Annotated in this window: 14 protein-coding genes; 7 read left to right on the top strand and 7 right to left on the bottom strand. The window is 62.0% G+C overall.

Annotation, left to right across the window (positions count from 1 at the left end; genetic code table 11):
- Nucleotides 1–461: GrpB family protein (locus DMX11_RS21985; RefSeq protein WP_177410778.1), on the top strand; the 461-nt coding region annotated here is incomplete at its 5' end.
- 319 nt (nucleotides 462–780) lie between these two features.
- Here the strand turns inward: DMX11_RS21985 and DMX11_RS21975 are convergent.
- Together DMX11_RS21975 and DMX11_RS21970 are read right to left on the bottom strand one after the other, a co-directional pair.
- Complete coding sequence (locus DMX11_RS21975; protein ID WP_110746811.1) at nucleotides 781–1,500, bottom strand: Crp/Fnr family transcriptional regulator; 720 nt, start codon at nucleotides 1,498–1,500, stop codon at nucleotides 781–783.
- Between the two features lie 92 nt (nucleotides 1,501–1,592).
- Nucleotides 1,593–10,238, bottom strand: a complete 8,646-nt coding sequence (locus DMX11_RS21970) for a GH36-type glycosyl hydrolase domain-containing protein (protein WP_110746809.1) — start codon at nucleotides 10,236–10,238, stop codon at nucleotides 1,593–1,595.
- A 196-nt stretch (nucleotides 10,239–10,434) separates the two neighbouring features.
- On the opposite strand from DMX11_RS21970, the gene DMX11_RS21965 reads away from it, so the two are divergent.
- Nucleotides 10,435–11,670, top strand: coding sequence for a PAS domain-containing sensor histidine kinase (locus tag DMX11_RS21965; protein WP_256590656.1), 1,236 nt, complete (start codon nucleotides 10,435–10,437; stop codon nucleotides 11,668–11,670).
- A 301-nt stretch (nucleotides 11,671–11,971) separates the two neighbouring features.
- Here DMX11_RS21965 and DMX11_RS21960 read toward each other — a convergent pair whose 3' ends face one another.
- Entirely contained in the window at nucleotides 11,972–12,544 is a 573-nt protein-coding gene (locus tag DMX11_RS21960; protein ID WP_110746807.1) for a hypothetical protein, read from the bottom strand.
- Nucleotides 12,545–12,876: 332 nt separating this feature from the next.
- On the opposite strand from DMX11_RS21960, the gene DMX11_RS25905 reads away from it, so the two are divergent.
- From DMX11_RS25905 to DMX11_RS21945, 3 genes are all read left to right on the top strand, one after another.
- Entirely contained in the window at nucleotides 12,877–13,134 is a 258-nt protein-coding gene (locus DMX11_RS25905) for a hypothetical protein (RefSeq protein WP_146230375.1), read from the top strand.
- A gap of 301 nt (nucleotides 13,135–13,435) precedes the next feature.
- Nucleotides 13,436–15,166, top strand: a complete 1,731-nt coding sequence (locus DMX11_RS21950; RefSeq protein ID WP_110746804.1) for a dipeptidase — start codon at nucleotides 13,436–13,438, stop codon at nucleotides 15,164–15,166.
- A 170-nt stretch (nucleotides 15,167–15,336) separates the two neighbouring features.
- Complete coding sequence (locus DMX11_RS21945) at nucleotides 15,337–15,774, top strand: CBS domain-containing protein (RefSeq protein ID WP_110746802.1); 438 nt, start codon at nucleotides 15,337–15,339, stop codon at nucleotides 15,772–15,774.
- Between the two features lie 6 nt (nucleotides 15,775–15,780).
- On the opposite strand, the gene DMX11_RS21940 is transcribed toward DMX11_RS21945, so the two are convergent.
- From DMX11_RS21940 to DMX11_RS21930, 3 genes are all read right to left on the bottom strand, one after another.
- The gene (locus DMX11_RS21940; RefSeq protein ID WP_110746800.1) at nucleotides 15,781–16,419 is read right to left on the bottom strand and encodes an NADH:ubiquinone oxidoreductase subunit N; all 639 of its coding nucleotides are present in this window, start codon (nucleotides 16,417–16,419) and stop codon (nucleotides 15,781–15,783) included.
- A gap of 69 nt (nucleotides 16,420–16,488) precedes the next feature.
- Nucleotides 16,489–16,731, bottom strand: coding sequence for a DUF2789 domain-containing protein (locus DMX11_RS21935; RefSeq protein WP_110746798.1), 243 nt, complete (start codon nucleotides 16,729–16,731; stop codon nucleotides 16,489–16,491).
- 61 nt (nucleotides 16,732–16,792) lie between these two features.
- Nucleotides 16,793–17,251 (bottom strand): aminoacyl-tRNA deacylase, encoded by a 459-nt coding sequence (locus DMX11_RS21930; protein WP_012270008.1) that lies wholly within the window; start codon nucleotides 17,249–17,251, stop codon nucleotides 16,793–16,795.
- A gap of 97 nt (nucleotides 17,252–17,348) precedes the next feature.
- Between DMX11_RS21930 and DMX11_RS21925 the strand changes: the two genes are divergently transcribed.
- Nucleotides 17,349–18,695, top strand: coding sequence for a nodulation protein NfeD (locus tag DMX11_RS21925; RefSeq protein ID WP_110746796.1), 1,347 nt, complete (start codon nucleotides 17,349–17,351; stop codon nucleotides 18,693–18,695).
- Between the two features lie 2 nt (nucleotides 18,696–18,697).
- Nucleotides 18,698–19,450, top strand: coding sequence for a slipin family protein (locus tag DMX11_RS21920; protein WP_110746794.1), 753 nt, complete (start codon nucleotides 18,698–18,700; stop codon nucleotides 19,448–19,450).
- A 31-nt stretch (nucleotides 19,451–19,481) separates the two neighbouring features.
- Here the strand turns inward: DMX11_RS21920 and DMX11_RS21915 are convergent, their stop codons facing one another.
- The gene (locus DMX11_RS21915; RefSeq protein WP_110746792.1) at nucleotides 19,482–20,114 is read right to left on the bottom strand and encodes a LysE family transporter; all 633 of its coding nucleotides are present in this window, start codon (nucleotides 20,112–20,114) and stop codon (nucleotides 19,482–19,484) included.
- Between the last annotated feature and the right edge of the window lie 11 nt (nucleotides 20,115–20,125).

The following is a 20,125-nucleotide window of genomic DNA, read 5'->3' as shown; positions in this document are numbered from 1 at the left end:
GTAGGAGCGAGCGCAGCTCGCGATGCGCCGCGCGGGCGGCGCTCGATCTCATAGGCGCAGACGATCTTATGGCGAACGTCCGCAATGGGTCGATAGCAGTCAGAGGTGACTGTCTGCTCTCGACCCAAAGCAGACACTTGATAACGAGGCCGCTTAGCGACCCACACAAGCTCCACGCTTGTGCCCGTGGCCACCTTACGATCACTCAGATGCTGGGGTTCGGAGATTCGCTTAAGCGCGATGGCTCAATCTGTCAGCAGTATGAAGCGCTGAAGCTTCAATTGGAGTCGAATAGTACTGGTGGGATGGCTGAGTATCTGGAGAAAAAATCTCCGCTTATTTTTGCGGCACTACTTCATTCCGGTATAACCATTCCTGAATGGCCGATTGGGCCCGGCGGTCTGATACAAAACTTCTCTGGTCAGCATGGGCGCACACTCGATGTAGCTCAGAATTTCTGAGCATCGAGAGGTGGGTATGACCAGAGACAGGTATGGGTTAGATAACAATCGGCTGGGTAGCAAGCCAGCCAAAAGCGACGGTTCGTCGGAGGGTCAAGGTGGCGAGGGGAAAAGAGCGCTCCCTGATGATCGCGATGACTACATCGACAAGCCCCCCTTTCATCGCGAGCAGAGGCAGGGGCCGCCGGACCCATCGCGGGCCTCCAAAGCCGAGCGCTATAGCCATTACTAGCGCCCATTGGAATCATTTACAGGCCGGCATCTGACAGCATGGCTGATGAGCTTCATCGGCAGCTCGCACACACAACCTCGCGCCAACTCAAGGCACTGGCATGTAGGGCAGCAGGCGATCGGTCTCTTTCTTCACCACGGCGTAACATTCGCAGCTCAGCAGTTCCAGGCGGGCCCTGTCGAGAACTTTGATCTGCCCGCGGTTGTACTCGATCACCCCGAGACGCTGCAGCTTGCCTGCAGCATCCGTCACGCCTTCGCGGCGCACCCCCAGCATGTTGGCGATCAGCTCCTGGGTCATGCACAGGCGATCGCCTGGCAGGCGGTCGAGCGACAGCAGCAACCAGCGGCACAATTGCTGGTCGATGGAGTGATGGCGGTTGCACACTGCCGTTTGTGCCATCTGGGTGATCAGTGCCTGGGTGTAGCGCAGCATCAGCATCATCATCTCGCCATGGCGGTTGAACTCGTCCTTGAGCCTTTGCACGGGTAGGCGGTAGGCATGTCCTGCACTTTGCACGATGGCCCGGCTGGGTGTGCTTTCCCCGCCCATGAACACGGCAATGCCCACCAGCCCCTCGTTACCCACTACCGAGATTTCGGCTGATGCGCCGTTTTCCATCACATACAGCAATGAAACGATCGCATCGGCCGGGAAGTGGACGTGGTGCAGGGTGTCGCCGGACTCGTACAAAGCCTTGCCCAGAGGCAGGCTCACGCGCTCCAGGTGCGGCTCCAGCCGGCTGAACGTTTCTGCCGAAAGTGCAGCCAGCAAGTGGTTCTGCAAGGGTGGGGGCGCGGGGCGCATACGCGGGACCATTGACGGCAACGGGTATCGGAACAAGATTAGCCTAGTGAGGCTGAGGCTTGTGTCCGCCAGGCCATTGCTCGCCCAACGGTTCAGTTGATGGGCAAGGCGCAGCTCTGGCACTGGGCGATGACGTGGTGCAGGCGCCCGTCATCCTCCAGCTTCAGCCAGGCTTCGGCAAGCGCCTCGCCGTCCAGGCTCAGGGCCAGTTCGCCGCAGTTGCCGTTGCGCACCTCGATGCGGTACCGGGCGCTGCCAAAACGGTAATGCAGGACATACCCCGGCCAGCCCGCCGGCAACAAAGGCTGCAGGCGCAGGGTGTCACCCTCGCGTTTCAGGCCTAGCAGGTTTTCGATGATCAACCGGTACATCCAGCCGGCCGATCCGCTGTACCAGCTCCAGCCACCCCGACCGGCGTGGGGCGCAACGGCGTAGACATCGGCGGCCATGACATAGGGTTCGACCTTGTAGGTGTCGATCAATGCGCTGCAGCCCTGACGTACCGGGTTGATCAGGCGCAGCAGTTGCCAGGCTTCATCGGCATCGCCCAGGCGTGCATAGGCCATGCTTGCCCAGATGGCCGCATGGGTATATTGCCCGCCGTTTTCACGCACGCCTGGCAGGTAGCCTTTGATGTAGCCAGGGTCCAGGTCACCGTGGTCGAAGGGCGGGTCGAGCAGTTTGACGATGCCCATGTCGCGGCGTACCAGGTGGTTGCCCAGTGCGGCCATGGCCTGGCGGGCACGTTCCGGCGAGGCGACCCCGGACAGCACGGCCCAGCTTTGCGCCAGCGAGTCGATTCGGCATTCCTGGTTGCTCGCTGAGCCCAGCACCTGGCCATCGTCGAACCAGGCGCGGCGATACCAGCCGCCATCCCAGGCATGCGCTTCCAGTGCTTGTGCGAGTGCGCCGGCCTGGTTGGCGCACTGCAGCGCAAAGCCACTGTCGCCGTATCGCAGGGCGACGCTGGCGAAAGCCCGCAGCACTTCGTGGCCAAAGAAGCCCAGCCATACGCTTTCGCCTTTTCCTTGTTCGCCGACCCGGTTCATGCCGTCATTCCAGTCGCCGCTGCCCATCAATGGCAAGCCGTGAGCCCCGCACTGCAGAGCATGGGTGAGGGCGCGCTGGCAATGCTGGTAAAGGCTCTCGACCCGCTCCGAGTGGGTGGGCATATCGTAGTAGGACTCTTCACCGGTGTTGAGTGCACGCCCCTGCAGATAGCCGACCGGCTCGTCGAGCACGCTGTAGTCCCCTGTGACTTCCACGTAGCGGCTGGCTGCCAGTGGCAGCCACAGCAGGTCGTCCGAGCAGCGGGTACGCACGCCTCGCTGCAGCGGTGGGTGCCACCAGTGCTGCACATCACCTTCGGCATACTGGTGCGCGGCGCAGGTCAGCAGGTGTTGGCGCGCCGCCATCGGGGCTGCATGGACCATGGCCATGCTGTCCTGCAACTGGTCGCGAAAACCGATGGCGCCTCCGGACTGGTAGTAGCCGCTGCGCGCCCAGAACCGGCAGGCGATCACCTGGTACATCAACCAGCCGTTGGCCAGCACATCGAGCGCGGGTTCCGGCGTCTCGATCTGCACGGTTTCCAGTGTCTGTCGCCAGTAGGCGCAGACCTTGTCGAGGGTGTCCCTGGCGGCTTGCAGGCCACGATATTGCTGGATGCAGCGGGTGGCAGCGCTGGCGTCCTGGGCGGCGCCCAGGCGAAACACCACTTCACGGCTTTCGCCAGGCTCCAGCTGCAGCGCCACCTGCAGCGCCGCGCACGGGTCCAGGCCCCCGCCAGTGCGTCCCGACAGCCGCGTCTGGCGCATGCCCAAGGGTGCCTGGTAATCACCGTTGGGTCCCAGGAACTCGCTGCGATCACAGGTCTGGCCCTGCACGGGCAAGTCGCAGTCGAGAAACGCCACATGGGTGGAAAAATCCACTGCGAAACTGTTACGGGCAAACAGTGCGCCGCTGATCGGGTCAGTCTCGCTTACCACATGCATGGCGGTTCTGCTGCGCAGGTCACCCAGCACCCACTCGGCGAAGCAGGTGACTGACAACCGTCGCACCCGGGCTGAGGTGTTGTGCACCTTGAGCCGGCTGAACTTGACCGAAGCATCCAGTGCAACATGCACCCAGAGCTCTGTATGCAGGCCGTCTTCGGCGTACTCGAACACGCTGTAGCCAAAGCCATGGCGGGTGCGGTAACGGCCAGGGCCCGGGCAGGGCTGCGGGGTCGGCGACCAGTACTCGCCGCTGTCTTCGTCGCGCAGGTAGAAGGCCTCGCCACTGGGGTCGGCGACCGGGTCGTTGTGCCAGGGCGTCAACCGGTACTCGTGGGCGTTCTCGTACCAGGTGTAGGCGCTGCCAGCCTCGGAGACCACGCAGCCAAACTGCGGGTTGGCCAGGATGTTGACCCACGGCGCCGGCGGCGGTGTGCCGGGAAGCAACGGGATGACGTATTCGCGGCCGTCGGCGCTGAACCCGCCATAAGGATTGCCCAGCATCAGCGCCGTGTGTTCCGCTGGCAGATGGCTGACAGGTGTGGGCCTGGGGTGGGGCGCACTGGCCTGGAGGGCTGAGGGAACCGGTGGCTGGCGCCGCAGGTGCAGCTGCTCGGCCAGCGTACCGAGGCTGTCGTCGAGCACCAGCCGCGCTACCGACAGGGTCAGCAGCCGGTCCTCGGCGGACAGTTGCTGCGCAGGGCTTACGAAGATGCCCCCGGGGCGGTCGAGCAGGGCGGCTTCGCTGCCGGAGGCGACGATCCCCATGATCAGCTCCTGCAACTGCTGGCGGTAGCCCACCTGGTCCTCGTTCCAGATCACCAGGTCGAGTGCCAGCCCTTTCTGGCGCCAGTAGGCATGGGCCAGCACCATCTGCTTGACCAGATGGATGTTGGCCGGGTCGCCGATCTGCACCAGCACGATCGGCAGGTCACCGGACAAGCCCTGGCCCCAAAGGCCAGACTGGCTGCGCCGGTTGCTGGCCAGCAGCGCTCCGCTGGCGCGCAGGCTGGCATTGGGGTAGAGCACCGAGGCGGCCATCTGCTCGAACAGCCGGGCGTCGGCCAGCGAGCCGTTGAGCTGGTGCAGCAGCACCTGGCTGTGTGGCCAGGCGAGGTCGAACACCCGGTCGGCCAAGTGTCGGTCGCGGTACTTGGCGACCTGTTGCAGGCAGGCGTCGCGGCTGTCGGCCACACCGGTGACCAGATCGACCGTGGCCGCATGGCCGGGCATCAAGGTGATGCGGCAGCGGATGGCCACGATCGGATCCAGCACGGCCCCTGCGCTGCCAGACAATGCCTCGGTGCCGCGGTCCAGTGCTGCCGGCCTTGCCAGGGTGCGCCCACGCCCGATGAAGCGGGCCCGGTCGGTTTCGTAGGACAGCGCATCGATGTCGGCGCCGTGCACTGCCAGCACGTGGCACATCCACGGCACGAGGTCTTGTTGCGAGCGCGGCCGACGCGTGCAGAGAATCGCTTGCAGCGGGCGGATCAGTTCGGTCTGGATGAACAGCTTGCTGAAGGCCGGGTGCATGGCATCGCTCAAGGCCGGTGCCAGCACCACTTCAGCGTAGCTGGTCAGCTCAAGGGTGCGGGGCTGGTCACCATGGTTGGTCAGGTGCAGGCGGCGCAGTTCGATGTCGTCCTCGGGCGACACGGCAATTTCGGTGTGGCAGTCGAAGTCGCGCTCGCGCACGCGAAACTCCGCGCGGCCGTCGCTGAAGATCGCCTCCTGGACTTTTGCACGGTACCGCGTCGGCTGGTAGGTGGTGGACCAGTAAGCGCCACTGGCAACATCGCGCAGGTAGCAGAAGCTGCCCAGGTCGTTGCAGCTGGTGTCTTCGTGCCAGCGAGTGACCGCCAGTGAATTGCGCTGACTGTAGCCACTGCCCACGTGATTGACCATTACGTGATAGCGCCCGTTGGACAGCAGCTGCACGGCCGGGTGGCGCCGGTTTGGCTCGCCGAACACCCGCAGGCGTATCTCGGCGGCGCGCTCGCCAGCCTCCACGGGCGGGGCCTGGAGGGTATGCAGGTACGGGGCAGCGGTTTTCGGTACGCGCTCCTGCAGAAGCAGCATGCTGGCCTGGAACTGTGGGTCGGATGCAAAGCGCCGTTGCATGGGCTTGTTCAGCAGCACAGCGGTCAGCGCCAGGAAACTCATGCCCTGGTGGTGGGCCATGAAGGAGCGGACGATCACGGCGTCCTGCCCGGGCGGCAGGCGTGCCTCGCTGTAGTCCACGGCTTCGTAGAGCCCGAAGCGGCCAGCCAGCCCGAGCGTGGCCAGCCGTTGCAGGTTACGCCGGGCGGCAGTGGGCGCCACCATCAAGGCCAGTGCGCTGGCATATGGGGCCACCACCCGGTCTTCACCCAGGCCGCGCTTGAGGCCAAGCCCCGGCACGCCGAACGCCCGGTACTGGTAGTTGAAGTGCGCGTCCAGCGCATTGTAGGCCGACTCCGAGACGCCCCAGGGCAGGCCAGCCTGCCTGCCATGTTCGATCTGGCGATTGACAGCGGCCTGGCAGGTCTGGTCGAGCAGTGTGCCTTCATAGTTCGGCATCACCAGCAGCGGCATCAGGTACTCGAACATCGAGCCGGACCAGGACAGCAGCACAGGTACGCCGGCATTGCTGGTGAGCAGCCGGCCCAGTGCGAACCAGCTGTCCTGGGGCACCTGGCCCTGTGCGATGACCACGAAGTTGGTCAGGCGCATCTCTGATGCCAGCAGGTCGTAGAAAGCGGCATCCAGGCGATGCTCGTCGGCGTTGTAGCCGATGGAGAACAGGTTGCGATGGCTGTCGTAAAGGAAGGTGAAGTCCATGTCGGCCAGGGTTTCGATGCGGCTGGCCAGGGCGTGCGCCTGGGCGATGCGCTGGCGGGCAAGTGCCCTGACGTTGGCCACGGCAAGTCGCTCGGGCTGCGGCCACTGCTCTGCATCCAGCTGTGCCAGCTGACGCCAGCTCAGCGGGGCCGGGGGCTGCTGATCGTTGCCTGGCGGCAGTTGCAGGTTCTGCAATTCGCCGCTCAGGTCCACGCATTGCTGATACAGAGCATTTAGCCAGAATGCACTGTCGTTAGCAGCTTGCGCCCCTGGCGCAATGGCAGCCGGTTGCGTGATCAGCGCCTGCAGCTGTTCGACCAGCATCGGCAGCAATGCGGCCGGTACGTTGCTGGCCTGCACGTGGGCCTGCCACACCTGTTCGCGCATTGCCTCGATCGGTGAGGCGTCACAGCTTGTGCTGGGGCAGACGTCCAGCAGCTTGTCGAAAGTGTCGAGCAACCCCTGGGTCAGGCGCCGGTCAAGCAGCGGCGTTTCGGCCATTTCCAACAGCCCGGGCCTGAGTGTCAGCAACAGGGCGGCCAGGTTGCCGCTGTCCACGCTGGAGATATAGAGCGGCGATAGCGGCTTGAGGCTCTGGGTATCGTACCAGTTGTAGAAGTGCCCTCTGAAGCGCTCCAGGCGGCCGATGCTGTCGAGCATCTGGGCCAGGCGTTCGAAAAGACGACCGGCACTGAGGTAACCAAAGTCATGGGCCGCCAGGTGCGAGAGCAGGGCCATGCCGATGTTGGTCGGCGAGGTGCGATGAGCGATGCTGGCGAAGGGTGGCTCCTGAATGTTGTCGGGCGGCAGCCAGTTGTCGGCAGGGCCGACGTGGCTGTCGAAGAAGGCCCAATTGGCGCGGGCCAGTCGATGCAGGAATGCCAGGTCTTCAGCCCCTGGCATGAACTCGGCCCGGCTGTTCGGGCGGCTGAGCCACCAGGCCAGCGCCGGGCCGAGCAGCCAAAGGGCAAGGATCGGCGATGCCATCAGCAGCATCATTGGCTGCATCGCCAACGCACCGCCCAGCAGCAGCACCAGGACCGGTTGCCCCCATTGCTCACGGTACATCGCCTGCAGGGTGTCGGCGCTGCTGCGTTCGTCTTCGCGCGAGGGGTTCCATTGCAGCAGACGCCTTTTGCTGACCACGAGCCGCCACAGGGTGCGCAGGATGGCATCGAGGCTGAAGTAGGCTTCGAAGGGTAACCAGGCCAGTGACAGACCGGTACGCAAGAAATAGGTGCCAGATGTGTGCAAAGCCGCCAGCAGGTGTTCTGAAAGGGGCACATCGGTGGTCTTGCCCAGCACTTCGAGCAGAGAGTCGAGCAGTGGGCGCGTCAGCAGCAACGCCAGCAGCGATAGCGTCCAGGCAAGTGGCGTGGCACTCGCCAACCAGCCCCACAGCAGCAGGGTCAGCAGCGCCGCCGGCTCCAGGCTGCGGCGCAGGTTGTCGAAAATCTTCCAGCGCGACAGGGCGCTGAGCGAGCTTTGCGCCAGGCCCTGCGTGCCAGTGCGCAGCCACGGCAGCAGCCACGGCAGTAGTTGCCAGTCGCCGCGTATCCAGCGGTGGTGGCGTTTGCTGTCGGCGCTGTAGCGCGCCGGGTAGGCTTCGAACAATTGCACATCACTGAGCAGGCCTGAGTGAGCGTAGCAACCCTCGATCAGGTCATGGCTGAGTATGCGGTTGTCGGTGAAGCGGCCCTCCAGGGCCTGCTCGAAGGCATCCACCGCATAGATGCCTTTGCCGGTGAACGAGCCGCTGAGAAACAGGTCCTGGTAGACATCCGAAACAGCCTGTGTGTAGGGGTCGACCCCGGCGTCGCTGCCAAACAGCCGCGCGTAGCGCGAGCGCGACACACTTGGCAGGCTGATGCCCACCCTCGGTTGCAGGATTGCATAACCTGCCTGGATACGACCGGTATGTGCGTCGAAGCGCGGGCGGTTCAGCGGGTGCTGCATGGCGCCGACAAATTGATGGGCGGCACCGCGAGGCAACTGGGTGTCGGTGTCCAGGGTGATGACATAGCGCACGTGGCCGAGGGTTTGCAGGTTGCCGACGATGCGCATGAAGCACTCGTGGCCGTGGCCGCGCAACACCGCGTTCAGCTCGGCGAGCTTGCCGCGTTTACGCTCGCGCCCCATCCAGCAGCCTTCTGCGTTGTTCCATATGCGTGGCCGGTGAAACAGCAAAAAGCGCTCGCTGCCAGGGCCTGGATACTTGTGGTTGAGCCCCCGGATGCCTTTGCTGGCGAGTTCGAGCAGTGCTTCGTCTTCGGGCCGTGTCTGTTCGCGGGCATCCATGAAGTCGCTGAGCAGGGCGAAGTGCAGGTGCTCGTCACGGTTAGCCAGGAAACGTACCTCCAGCCCTTCGAGCAGTTCCTCGACATCGTCGGCAGTGGCCAGCAGGGTGGGCACTACCACCAATGTGCGGGCCTCTGCGGGAATGCCGGCGGAGTAGTCCAACCGCGGCAGGAAGGACGGTTTGACGGTCAGGGTCACCAGCCAGTTCACCAGGCCGATGGCCAGGCGGCTGGTGCTCAGCAGTATCGGCACGGCCATGCCGGCGAGCACCGCGATGGGCCACCCCTCCACGTCGATGGCGCGTATGAAACCCCACGCAAACAGGCAGGACAGCAGGGCCACAGGCACCAGATAGAACGCCAGCGGTGCCCGGTGCAACAGGCGCTGCCACCGCTCGGCAAGCGGTACCCGCGCAGCCAGGCGCTGCTCCAGCAACGGCACCCCGGCACCTGCCAGGTAAAAGCCCACATGTTCGGCCTCCTCACCGGGGGCGGCCCCGGCCGCCTCAGCCAGTTCGATGGCCGTGCGTGCCACGGCGGCTTCGCTGAAGGCGCAGTGGCGTGCCAGGCGTTCGACAACGTGCCGGTAATAGTCACGGCTGGTGAAGTCCATGGCTGGGTAGACGGCGGCCGGGTCGCGGCACAGCGTTTGCTCTACATGGCTCAGGTGCTCGACGAACAGTCGCCAGTCGATGGTCGACAGCAGTCGCAGGCTGCCGATGCTGTTGCTGATGGACACCTGATCGATGGCCTGCTGCTGAGCATCAAGCTGCACATGGCGTTCGATGCTCAGCGCCGATTCGCTGAGCATCTGCTCCACCCACAGCAGCGGCTGGGTCAGCGAAGCGCTGTGGCCCTGCAGCCTCCTGGCCAGCTCGGCGACGAAAGCGGCGGTCATCGGCGGTTCCGAGCGGGCCATGTCGGCGACCACCAGCACCACGCTCTTGGCGTCGCGCTCGGCGGTTTCGCCAAGCCGGTCGGCCCAGGAATTGGCCAGGTCGCGGTCAGCCCAGTTGGCCATGACCCGCACCGCCACCCGCCGCAGGTTCTCGATCAGGGCCAGGCGCAGCATGATCGGGATCGCCCACAGCTCTCCCAGGGTCAGGGTGGCGGCCTGCTGATAGGCCTCGACGAAACGGCTGAGGCTTTCGGCGTCGATCCGCCCGTCACCATGGGAAATGGTCTCCAGCGCAATGTCATAGACACGTGGCAGGCCGTTGGAGGGGCCGTTGTCCAGCCTTGGCAGCTGCAGGCTGTAGTCGGCTGGCAGATGGCGTTTGGCAATACGGATCTGGGTTTCGACCAGGTAGAAGTTGTCGAGCAACCACTGCGCAGCGGGCAATGCCGGACGCGAGCTGGGCAGGGCGCCGGCCAGGGCAGTGCAACTGGTGGAGAGCATGCGCTCGTTATCGGCCAGGCGGTCGAGCAGCGTGTCGTCCGCCGGCAACCGGCTCAAGCGATGATGATGGGCCAGCCAGAGACCGTGCTCGGCCATCTGATCGGCGTTGTACAGCTCCGAGCGCAGCAGACTTTCATAGGTGAATGCATTGGGGGGCGAGCGCCAACGCCCTGCATGTGCGTACAGGCGACGAAGGTAGGCGAGTACATTGAGCCAAGGACTGTCCATGGTGTTCTGGTTTGCCGATCTAGCCTTTCAGCTGTCAGTCTGCGGCGGTCGTTGAGCAGCGTCTGTGCGGTAGCGAACAGACTCGCACCAGGCCGGCGCCCAAGCTGACTACATGCACCGCTTTTGAAATAGCGGCGGTGCTTCTAACCCTGTCTAGCCGGCAGGGGCGGCAATATCCGCTCGCTGGAGGCCCCCCTTGAACGCGCTCTTAAAGCAAACCGCTAACTTGGCGTGCACATGCACGGACGTAGCATCGCAAATAAGGGAAGACACTTCTGATGTCGGGTTGCTGTTGACATCGCAGAACGGGCAGATCGCCAGCGCGAATGCGGCATTCTGCCGCCTGCTGGGCTACAAACATGAAGCCTTGGTTCGCATGCGGCTTCAGCAACTTCTTACAATAGAAGCCAAGGCCCTTCACCAGTTGTACTGGCAGCCACTGATGGGGACGTTGGGAGCGGTGGCAAACGTCAAGTTTGATTTCGTGCACTGTAATGGCTTCACCCTGCCGCTTATATCTAATGCTATTACCTGCGCGCGTTCTAATGGCATCGTTCACGAGCTGACCATGTTTAACACTGACGAACAGTGTTACGAGCGTGATCTGCTGCGCACGCGCCTATTGGCCGAACGCTGTCTGGCTAAAAACCTCAAGACACAGCGCGCATTACTGTCTCCCGGCCATGTCTGCGTGATGCAGCCTACTGAGAGTGCAAAGTCCCTACCGGCCGAGCAAATACTTGGTATCGTCAGTCATGAGCTGCGTACGCCACTTCTGGCAATCAGAATGGCGACCGACTTGTTGACACGACGTTCACATGCTGCCGAAAACCCCAAGTTGCTCACAGCGATCAGCCACTCCGTATCACGTGCGCAGCGGCTTGTGGCGGACTTGCTGGATTTCACGCTCATTCAGGCCGGGCGCGGTATCTCCATTCAGCCCAGGGTTGCTGACCTGCCGCACACCGTGGAGGCGTGCCTTGAAGAATTACGGCTAACGTTTCCAGGCCGTCAACTGACTTATCAGCATACCGGCGAACGTAGCGCCCTGATCGACTCCGACCGCCTTTACCAGCTGATCGGCAATCTGGTGGCAAACGCAGTGGCCTATGGCGATCCAAGCAAGTCCGTTTACGTGACATCTTGCGTCGAAGAAACGACAGCTACCCTGACGGTGCACAACAGCGGCGCACCGATTTCCGTTGAACTGCTAAAGCATGTTTTCGAACCTTTGGTGCGGGGGAAGCAGAGACTTGGGGGCGCTACCAGCATAGGCCTCGGGCTCTTTATCGTGAGCCAAATAGCCAAGGCCCATGCGGGCTGTGTATTAGTCGATTCTACAAAGCAGAACGGCACCACCTTCACTGTGAGGCTATCGCGGCAGAGCGCAGGCACAGACTCGACCTGGACTCCCACTTTTACGTCCCCTTGAGCTTCATCCTAGGGAAGGTTTATACGGCATGAGCCTATGCAGGCTTCGGTTTGCAGGAGAAGTCTCTTGCAAGTGCAGAGTTAAACAAGAGAAAGACTAACCAGCTTGTAAAAGTAGCCCGCATCTAGTTAGATGATTTCTTGCTGCAATCGTCCGTTTCTTGCCGAAAGCTGCTCCCCGCGAAGGGCAGCTATGGGTCGATTCCTGCCGGTCAAGAGGTACCCGTGCGCTGGTCACATCCGGTGCTGGCCAAGTCGAATGCAAACAGGGGGCAAATCAGCGCAATTACCACTTTTAGGGTTTACCGCACTTCAGTACAGATCTGCCTGTAGGTAGCCGCAAGCAAAGCTCCGCCGTCGCGAATACCTTGCAACTCCTCATTTGCATTGAATCCCCCTTCACGGGGAGATGCTCGTAACTCAGGCGGGACTTTACTGGTTCGCAAACCCGTAACGACGTAATGGTGCAGCGTCACTCTATTAAGAATCCTGGCCTCTTCCTCGGTGAGCATTGGTACAAGCGCGGATGCTCTTTTCTCGTACGCCAACTGCTCATCGATGATCACCTCACGTGGAACCTTTTGATGCTGCTCAAATGTTTCACCAGCGAGAAGATCACTGATGCTGATACTGTTGGGATATCCCCTATCGGCACTGAATTCGATTTCAGCCGCTAGTGAAGCTGCCTCGCGCAGCTTGTCACAATGCATTTCTGCCCCTCTTGCTTTCCTAGCAATCTCAGCCCGATCCATCTCCTCCTCGTTTTTTACGGTCAAAAGAAGATATGACGAGCACAGATTGCCTATGCCTGTGGCAATGGACATAACAATTGTCAAAAAAATAGCGACATGCCAGCGCTTACTTTCGATTTCCACTTTTAGCTCCTTACTGGGCGACGTAAGCCACATACCGCCCCTACAGCGCGGATTCCATTGCATCCGACCGCCCGACCAAGCAGTCGGAGCGCAGAGACGCAGGTTGGCATTGTTAATCTGAAGGCCCCGCTGCCGTCAATTTCGTTACGCACTTGCGCATGTCCTTTCCACCGGCATCTGGCTGGTCATCAGTGCTGGGCGATTGCCGTAGTAGTCGTCCAGCGACTCGAGCATGTCGCGTCTTTGCGCAGCGTCAAACGCCCAAGCCCCAGTCGTCGAAGATCGCGGGGGGAGAATGGTCGTGGAATCCGCACTCAGCGAGTGCGGTCCGCGTGAAGTCACTAAGAGAAGATCCTGTTAAAAATCTGTCCTACCTGATCGCTTCGCCACAGGCAAAAACTGACCTCTCAGATCAATTGAGAGATAGCCAGATGTCAGTAGATTACGAAACCATCCAAAAAATACAGAAACTCGGCGACGACGTTCTCGTGGGTGTTGCAGAAGTCGCCGCATTGACCGGGTTCAGCGATTCAGGCCGCAAGCTCAACCTCTCCCTCCATGCCACAAATCTGCCACACTCGCCCTGCTAACCGGCGCGAAAACCAGCTAACCCCAGCTACCACAACCCATTGAAATCCCAGCTAATCCCCGCTAACGTACTGATTCCAAACGCCGACTTTTAGGACTCCGAAGGCAGGGGTCGTGGGTTCGAATCCCGCCGAGTGCGCCATATCAAAAAGCCCTGGGCCTATGCCCGGGGCTTTTTCGTTTGTGCGACATGTCGCATTTCTGGCACTCCCGTGCCACAGGTCATTGGTGTTAGCGTGGGCGTCTTCCCGTTTTCCGAACGGGTCACCCATAACAATGATTGGCGAAGGAATGCGCGCAACCATGCACCTGAAAAAACTTACCGCCACCACTTTGCTGCTGGCCAGCATCGGTCTGTTCACACAGCCGGCCCAGGCCAACCTCTCCCAGCAGCAATCCGCCGCCATCGTCAAAGCCTTCGACGGCAGCGACCCAAGCGATTTCAAGCAGTTCCTCGGCAAGCTCAAAGGCAGTGACCTGGCCAAGGCCAACAACATTGAAGCAACCCTGGACGCCTACCTGGCCGGCAAACAGCTGGCTACCGAACAACAGGATGAGATCAACCGCCTGCTCGGCCTGTACACGCGAATCAAGTACGGCAAGGCTGCTACTGAAACCCTGAAGGAACTGGTGGCCATCCCGACTTTCAATGTCGAGGGCACGCCGCAGTACGAAAACCCTGAGTTCCTCAAAGTCGCCGACAAGATCAAGGCACTGGCCGACAGCTTTGGCCTGGCCTTCCGCAACATCGACAACCGGGTTTACGAGATTTCGCTGGGCAGCGGCAAGGAAGTGATCGGCATCCATGCCCACGCCGACGTGGTGCCGGTCAACCCGGACAACTGGAAACTGGCCGACGGCACGCGCCTGGACCCGTTCAAAGTCACCCTGGTTGGCGACCGCATGTACGGCCGCGGCACCGAAGACGACAAGAACGGTATCGTCGTAGCGATGTACGCACTGAAAGTGGCCAAGGACGAAAACCTGCCGCTGGCCCGGCAGTTCAAGCTGCTGATCGACACCACGGAAGAAACCAGCGGTGATGCCATTCCCTACTACTTCGAGCGCAACCCCACGCCCGACTACAACCTGGCCCTGGATGGTGGCTATCCGGTGGTGATCGCTGAAAAAGGCTACGGCACGGTCATGGCCAGCTTCAGCAAGCGGCCAGCCACTGGCAAGGGTGCTGAAATCATCAACCTGACCGGCGGCCTGGCCACCAACCAGATCCCGACCACTTCAGTGGCTACCCTCATCACCGACAACCCGGCAGCGCTGGCCAAGCATTTGCAGCAAGCCGGCGGCAAATATGTCAAACAGCATGGCGGTGATTTCAGCATCGATGCCAGGGCCGACGGCAAGCATGTGCTACTCACGGTTACCGGGGTTTCCGCACACTCCTCGGAGCCGGAATCCGGGGTCAACCCGGTGGCACGCATGCTCGACTTCATCAATGGCCTGGGCAACCAGGTACCGCTCAAGCACAACCACTTCACCGACGCCGCTCGCTACGCCGCCGACAACTGGGGCCTGGACTACCTGGGCAACAAGCTTGGCGTGGCCTTCAAGGACCCGTTCATGGGCCCGCTGACCGCCTCGCCGACCTTTGTCGGTGTGGATGACAAAGGCCTGAAGCTGGCGGTGAACCTGCGTATTCCCAAAGGCAAGCCGATTGCCGCGATCAAGGATGAACTGGCGGGCAAACTGGGCCAATGGACGCGGCAAAGCCACATCTCCGTAGCCTTCGACTACAGCCTGGACGAGCCGATGTACCGCAACCCCGAAGGCGAATGGGTCAAGGCTCTGCTGGCGGTGGCCAGCGAGAACCTGGGCATGAAGCACGCGTTCGGCACGTCCGCTGGTGCGACCTCGGTCCACGACCTGCCCAACGGCGTCCAGTTCGGCCTGGCTATGCCAGACGTGAAATACACCGGGCACAACGACAACGAGTTCAAGACCGTGGAGCAGTTCATGCTGGACTTGCAGGTGGTTAGTGAAATGGTGGCGCGGATCGGGCAGATGCCGAAGCTTTGATCGGCAGTGGCGCCCTCCTCGCGGCTAAAGCCGCGGAGAGGGCGCGACAAGCGCAGATCAATGACGTTTTTCAATCAACTCCATGCCGTTTCCTGCATTGCCGTGCAGAGCGCCGTACCGGATGCTTTAGTTACTCCGAGACAGCGCTTTTTTCACCCGCAGAGGCCCGTATGAAGACCGTCGAACAAATCCTCAAGACCAAGTCCCAGCACCAGACCGTTTACACCATCGGCCCGGATGACTCGGTGCTCGACGCCCTGAAAATGCTGGCGGAGAAAAACGTCGGTGCGTTGCCCGTGGTGGAAGGCACCCAGGTGGTGGGTATCGTCAGTGAACGGGACTATGCACGCAAGCTGGTACTCAAGGGGCGCTCTTCTGCCGCCACCCCGGTGCGCGAAATCATGAGTGCGCCTGTGGTGACCGTGGAACCCAAGCAGAAGCTGGATTTCTGCATGAACCTGATGACCGATCGCCACCTGCGTCACCTGCCGGTGGTCGACAACGGCAAGCTGCTCGGCCTGCTGTCGATCGGTGACCTGGTCAAGGAAACCATCACTGAGCAAGCCAGCCTCATCCAGCAGCTTGAGCAGTACATCCGCGGCGAATGAAACCTCTCAATGGTAGGTGCGCTCCAGCTCGTCCAGCTGATGGTCAAAGCTGCGCAGGCGCGCCGACCAGGTGTACACCAGCACCTCCAGGTCACGGTTGAGCACGGCAGTATTGCCATGGCCACTGCAGGTGGGCTCGCCCAGGTCCAGCTGGTAGCGTTCACGGGCCATGGCCTGCGCCACGCTGGACAGGTCGCGGGCATTGGCCAGCCAATGATGATGGTGGTCATGGATTTCTCGGTCGAGTACACGACACTGACGCTTCAGGGCCTCCAGGCTCTGCTCCAGCGGCGTGCCCTTGAGCTCACCCATGACCTCTTCGAACGTGCGCCCCGAATGCCAGTAGCTGCCCCAGAAGTAGCGGTCGAATACGGTCTCGACGCGGCGCAGCGCCACCTTGGTGTTCCAGATGGTCAGCAACGTTCGTCCCTGAATCACTTCGCGCTTGTTCAGGTGCAACTGCTGCCAGGCAATCCAGGTCAGCGCCACCAGTACAACAGCCACGGTGACAGCGGCAGCCGCATACAGAAAATGCACCGCCTGGTTCATCTGTTGCGCCTGCCTGATGCCGTAAAAGTAACTGGCCGTCAGGGTGCCCAGGATCGTCACGGAACACCAGAAACCTGGTGCATAGGGATCTTTCATCGCGCCATCCCCTTATTGTTTTCCTGAGCATAGCAACGGCCAATCACTCGTCAGGTGCCGCTCGGCGCTTTATTTTCGGGGGCGGCGCAACGCTTCGTTGAGTTGATCGAAGGGCACGGCCCAATCGGAATCTTCAATGATGCTTTCCTTGAGAAAAGCACGCTGGGAGTCGCTCCAGAACGGTGCATCCACCAGCTTTATCTCGTTCTTCAACGGCGAATGGCTGGTGATGAACTGATCGATACTCTTGGGATCGTCGGGCAAGCCCAACTGTTTGAACAGGTCGGCAAAGGGATGGATCGGCGCTTCCATGGTTCCTCCTGAGCGCCAGGCAGGCCGTCCACGACGCCCGTCTGGCATTGGTGTGAAAACATCAGCACAGTTCGCGCACTTCGGCGTGCGGCACCAGCTTCATGTACTGCTCCATGCTCATATGAATCAGATGATCATGATCACCTGCCTCCAGATAGACATCGCCCTGGCGGGTAAGACTCGGATCAAGCAGCATCTTTATTTGATAGGCATCGCCAAGGGCCGGCACGGCACCGCGTTCGCAGTCATTGAACAGGCTTGGCAGGCCGCTTTCGCGGGTCAGCTGCCAAGCCCCTGACATGCGTACCTTGCTCATGTCCAAGTGCCGGTTGGCGGGTAGCACGGCCATGATGTAGTTGCCATGACGGTCATCGAGCATCACCGACTTGGCGACCCGCTCTGCGGGTACGCCGGCCGTGCGTGCCGACTCCAGGCTGGTGGCCGAATGTGGATGGGGAATGATGTCGTAGTCGCAGTTGGCCTTGTCCAGGCGGGCCTGCAGGGTCTTTGCCATACGCATGATGCACCTCCGGTTTCGCCCCCAATCTTCAATTTTAGGCCGGGTAGCGCCAGCCAGGGCTAAACTTGTGGAGGAAGGGCAAACGAGGTGACGACAGGTGATCGCCCGCTGCTGGCGCTGGCTGTTGGTGCTGTTGCTGCTTGGCATCATGTCAGGTGGCCAGGCAGCGCCCGGTGCGGTGTGGGTACTCGACATCGATGAAGCGATCGGGCCAGCCAGCGCCGACTACCTGGTACGCAGCCTCGATCAGGCCCAGGCACAGGGCGCACAACTGGTGGTGCTCCGCATGGACACCCCCGGTGGCCTGGACGGCGCCATGCGTCAGATGATCAAAGCGATTCTCGCCAGCCCCGTGCCAGTTGCCACCTACGTTGCCCCCAGCGGTGCCCGCGCGGCCAGCGCCGGCACCTATATTCTTTACGCCAGCCATGTCGCCGCGATGGCCCCCGGCACCAACCTGGGCGCCGCCACGCCCGTGCAGATCGGCGGCCTCCCAGGTGCACCCAAAGACGACAAGGCCAAGGGCAGCAATGATGAAACCCTGGCACACAAGCAGGTCAACGACGCCGCTGCCTACATCCGCGGCCTGGCACAACTGCGCGGGCGCAATGCCGATTGGGCCGAGAAAGCCGTGCGCGAGGCCGTCAGCCTGCCCGCCAGCGAGGCCTTGCGGCTGAATGTGATCGACCAGATAGCCGATGACCTGCCCACCCTGCTGCGCAAGCTCGATGGCAAAACGTTGGAGGTCGCCGGCCAGCCACGCCAGTTGCAGACTGCCGGCGCCAGCCTGGTGGAGCACCTGCCGGACTGGCGCACACGGCTACTGGCGGTGATCACCAACCCCAGCGTGGCGCTGATCCTGATCATGATCGGCGTGTACGGCCTGCTGTTCGAATTCATGATCCCCGGCTCTACAGTAGGGGGTGTGGTCGGTGGCATCTGCCTGCTGTTGGCGCTTTACGCCCTGCAACTATTACCCGTGAGCTTCGCCGGGGTGGCGCTGATCCTGCTCGGCATCGCCTTCATGATCGCCGAAGCCTTCCTGCCCAGTTTCGGCGTGGTCGGCTTTGGCGGCATCGTTGCCTTTGTGTTCGGCGCGCTGATCCTGATCGACACCGATGCCCCGGGCTTCGGCATCCCGCTGGTCTTGATCGGTACCTTGGCAGTGCTTTCGGCCCTGCTCATCGGCGGCGTGCTGGCCATGGCCCTCAAGGCACGCCAGCGGGCGCTGGTCAGCGGTGACGCCGGCCTGGTCGGCAGCCTGGTTACCGTCACCCAGGTGATGGCAGCCGACCCGCTGCGTGGCGTCGTACTGGCCCAGGGTGAGCAATGGCAAGTGCAGTGTCCGACGCCACTGCAAGCCGGCCAGCGCGTGCGGGTGACCGCGCGCCATGGCGTGATGCTGGACGTGAGCGCCGCCGCGCCTGCGACGCAAGGAGACTGACCATGTTCATGCAAGTGGGTATCGGTGCGGTGCTGATCGTACTGGGGCTGCTGGTGCTGTCGGCGTTTCGCATCCTGCGCGAATACGAGCGCGGCGTGGTGTTCCAGTTGGGGCGCTTCTGGCAGGTGAAAGGGCCAGGGCTGATCCTGTTGATCCCGGTGATCCAGCAAATGGTGCGGGTGGACCTGCGCACGGTGGTGCTGGATGTACCGCCACAAGATGTCATCACTCGCGACAACGTTTCGGTCAAAGTCAACGCGGTGCTCTACTTCCGCGTGCTCGACCCGCAAAAGGCGATCATCCAGGTCGAGGACTTTCTGGTAGCGACCAGCCAGTTGGCCCAGACCACGCTGCGTGCGGTGCTGGGCAAGCACGAACTGGATGAGTTGCTGGCCGAACGGGAGCAACTGAATGCGGACATTCGCCAGGTGCTGGACGCGCAAACCGATGCCTGGGGCATCAAGGTGGCCAACGTCGAGATCAAGCATGTCGACCTCAACGAATCGATGGTACGCGCCATCGCCCGGCAGGCCGAGGCCGAACGCGAGCGGCGGGCCAAGGTGATCCATGCCGAGGGGGAATTGCAGGCGTCAGAGAAACTCATGCAGGCGGCGCAAATGCTGGGCAAGGAACCGGGGGCGATGCAGTTGCGCTATATGCAGACGCTGGGGGCGATTGCGGGAGACAGGACGTCGACCATTGTCTTCCCTATGCCGGTGGACTTGCTGTCGGGGCTGGTAGACAAGCAGAAATAGAGTTGGGGCCCGGCCGGGCCCCAGCGGTATATCAGAGTGGTGCGCGGCGCAGGGTCGCCAGGAAGGTAGCCGCACCGATGAACAGCCCGGCAAAAGTCCGGTTCAGGCGCTTTTGCTGCTTGGGCGTACGCAGCAAGCGCAACACCCGGGAAGCCAACCCGGTGTACCCCGCCATCACCAGCATGTCCACGGTGATCATGGTCACAGTGATCGCCACATACTGCGGCAGCAACGGTGCATGTGGGTTGATGAACTGCGGCAGGACCGCCAGCATGAACACCAGCGCCTTGGGGTTGCTGACGTTGACCAGGAACCCGCGGAACACCAGGCTCAGCGGCTTGCCGATCGGGCGTACGCCGGACTCATCGGACATGTCCATCGGCAGGGCGCGCCATTGCTTGTAGGCCAGATAGACGAGGTAGGCGACGCCGAACCATTTGATGAACTGGAAGGCCGTGGCCGAGGCTGCCAATACGGCGCCCACGCCGGCGGCAATGATGGCGATTTGCACAATCAGGCCCAGTTGCAGGCCCAAGGCGTTCCAGTAGCCGCGCCAGAAGCCGTATTGCAGGCCGCTGGACATCGAGGCAATCGCCCCGGCACCGGGTGAAAGGCTGATCACCCAACAGGCGGCAAAGAAGCCCAACCATACTTCCATCGACATCACACACCTCG

This window comes from Pseudomonas sp. LB-090624, from assembly GCF_003205205.1.
Classification (GTDB): Bacteria; Pseudomonadota; Gammaproteobacteria; order Pseudomonadales; family Pseudomonadaceae; genus Aquipseudomonas.
This window is presented reverse-complemented; position numbering and strand designations above follow the sequence as displayed.

Coding starts and splice junctions, on each gene's coding strand:
- DMX11_RS21975 (WP_110746811.1), bottom strand. CDS start 1,500: ATGCGCCCCGCGCCCCCACCCTTGCAGAACCACTTGCTGGCTGCACTT.
- DMX11_RS21970 (WP_110746809.1), bottom strand. CDS start 10,238: ATGGACAGTCCTTGGCTCAATGTACTCGCCTACCTTCGTCGCCTGTAC.
- DMX11_RS21950 (WP_110746804.1), top strand. CDS start 13,436: ATGCACCTGAAAAAACTTACCGCCACCACTTTGCTGCTGGCCAGCATC.
- DMX11_RS21945 (WP_110746802.1), top strand. CDS start 15,337: ATGAAGACCGTCGAACAAATCCTCAAGACCAAGTCCCAGCACCAGACC.
- DMX11_RS21940 (WP_110746800.1), bottom strand. CDS start 16,419: ATGAAAGATCCCTATGCACCAGGTTTCTGGTGTTCCGTGACGATCCTG.
- DMX11_RS21935 (WP_110746798.1), bottom strand. CDS start 16,731: ATGGAAGCGCCGATCCATCCCTTTGCCGACCTGTTCAAACAGTTGGGC.
- DMX11_RS21930 (WP_012270008.1), bottom strand. CDS start 17,251: ATGCGTATGGCAAAGACCCTGCAGGCCCGCCTGGACAAGGCCAACTGC.
- DMX11_RS21920 (WP_110746794.1), top strand. CDS start 18,698: ATGTTCATGCAAGTGGGTATCGGTGCGGTGCTGATCGTACTGGGGCTG.
- DMX11_RS21915 (WP_110746792.1), bottom strand. CDS start 20,114: ATGTCGATGGAAGTATGGTTGGGCTTCTTTGCCGCCTGTTGGGTGATC.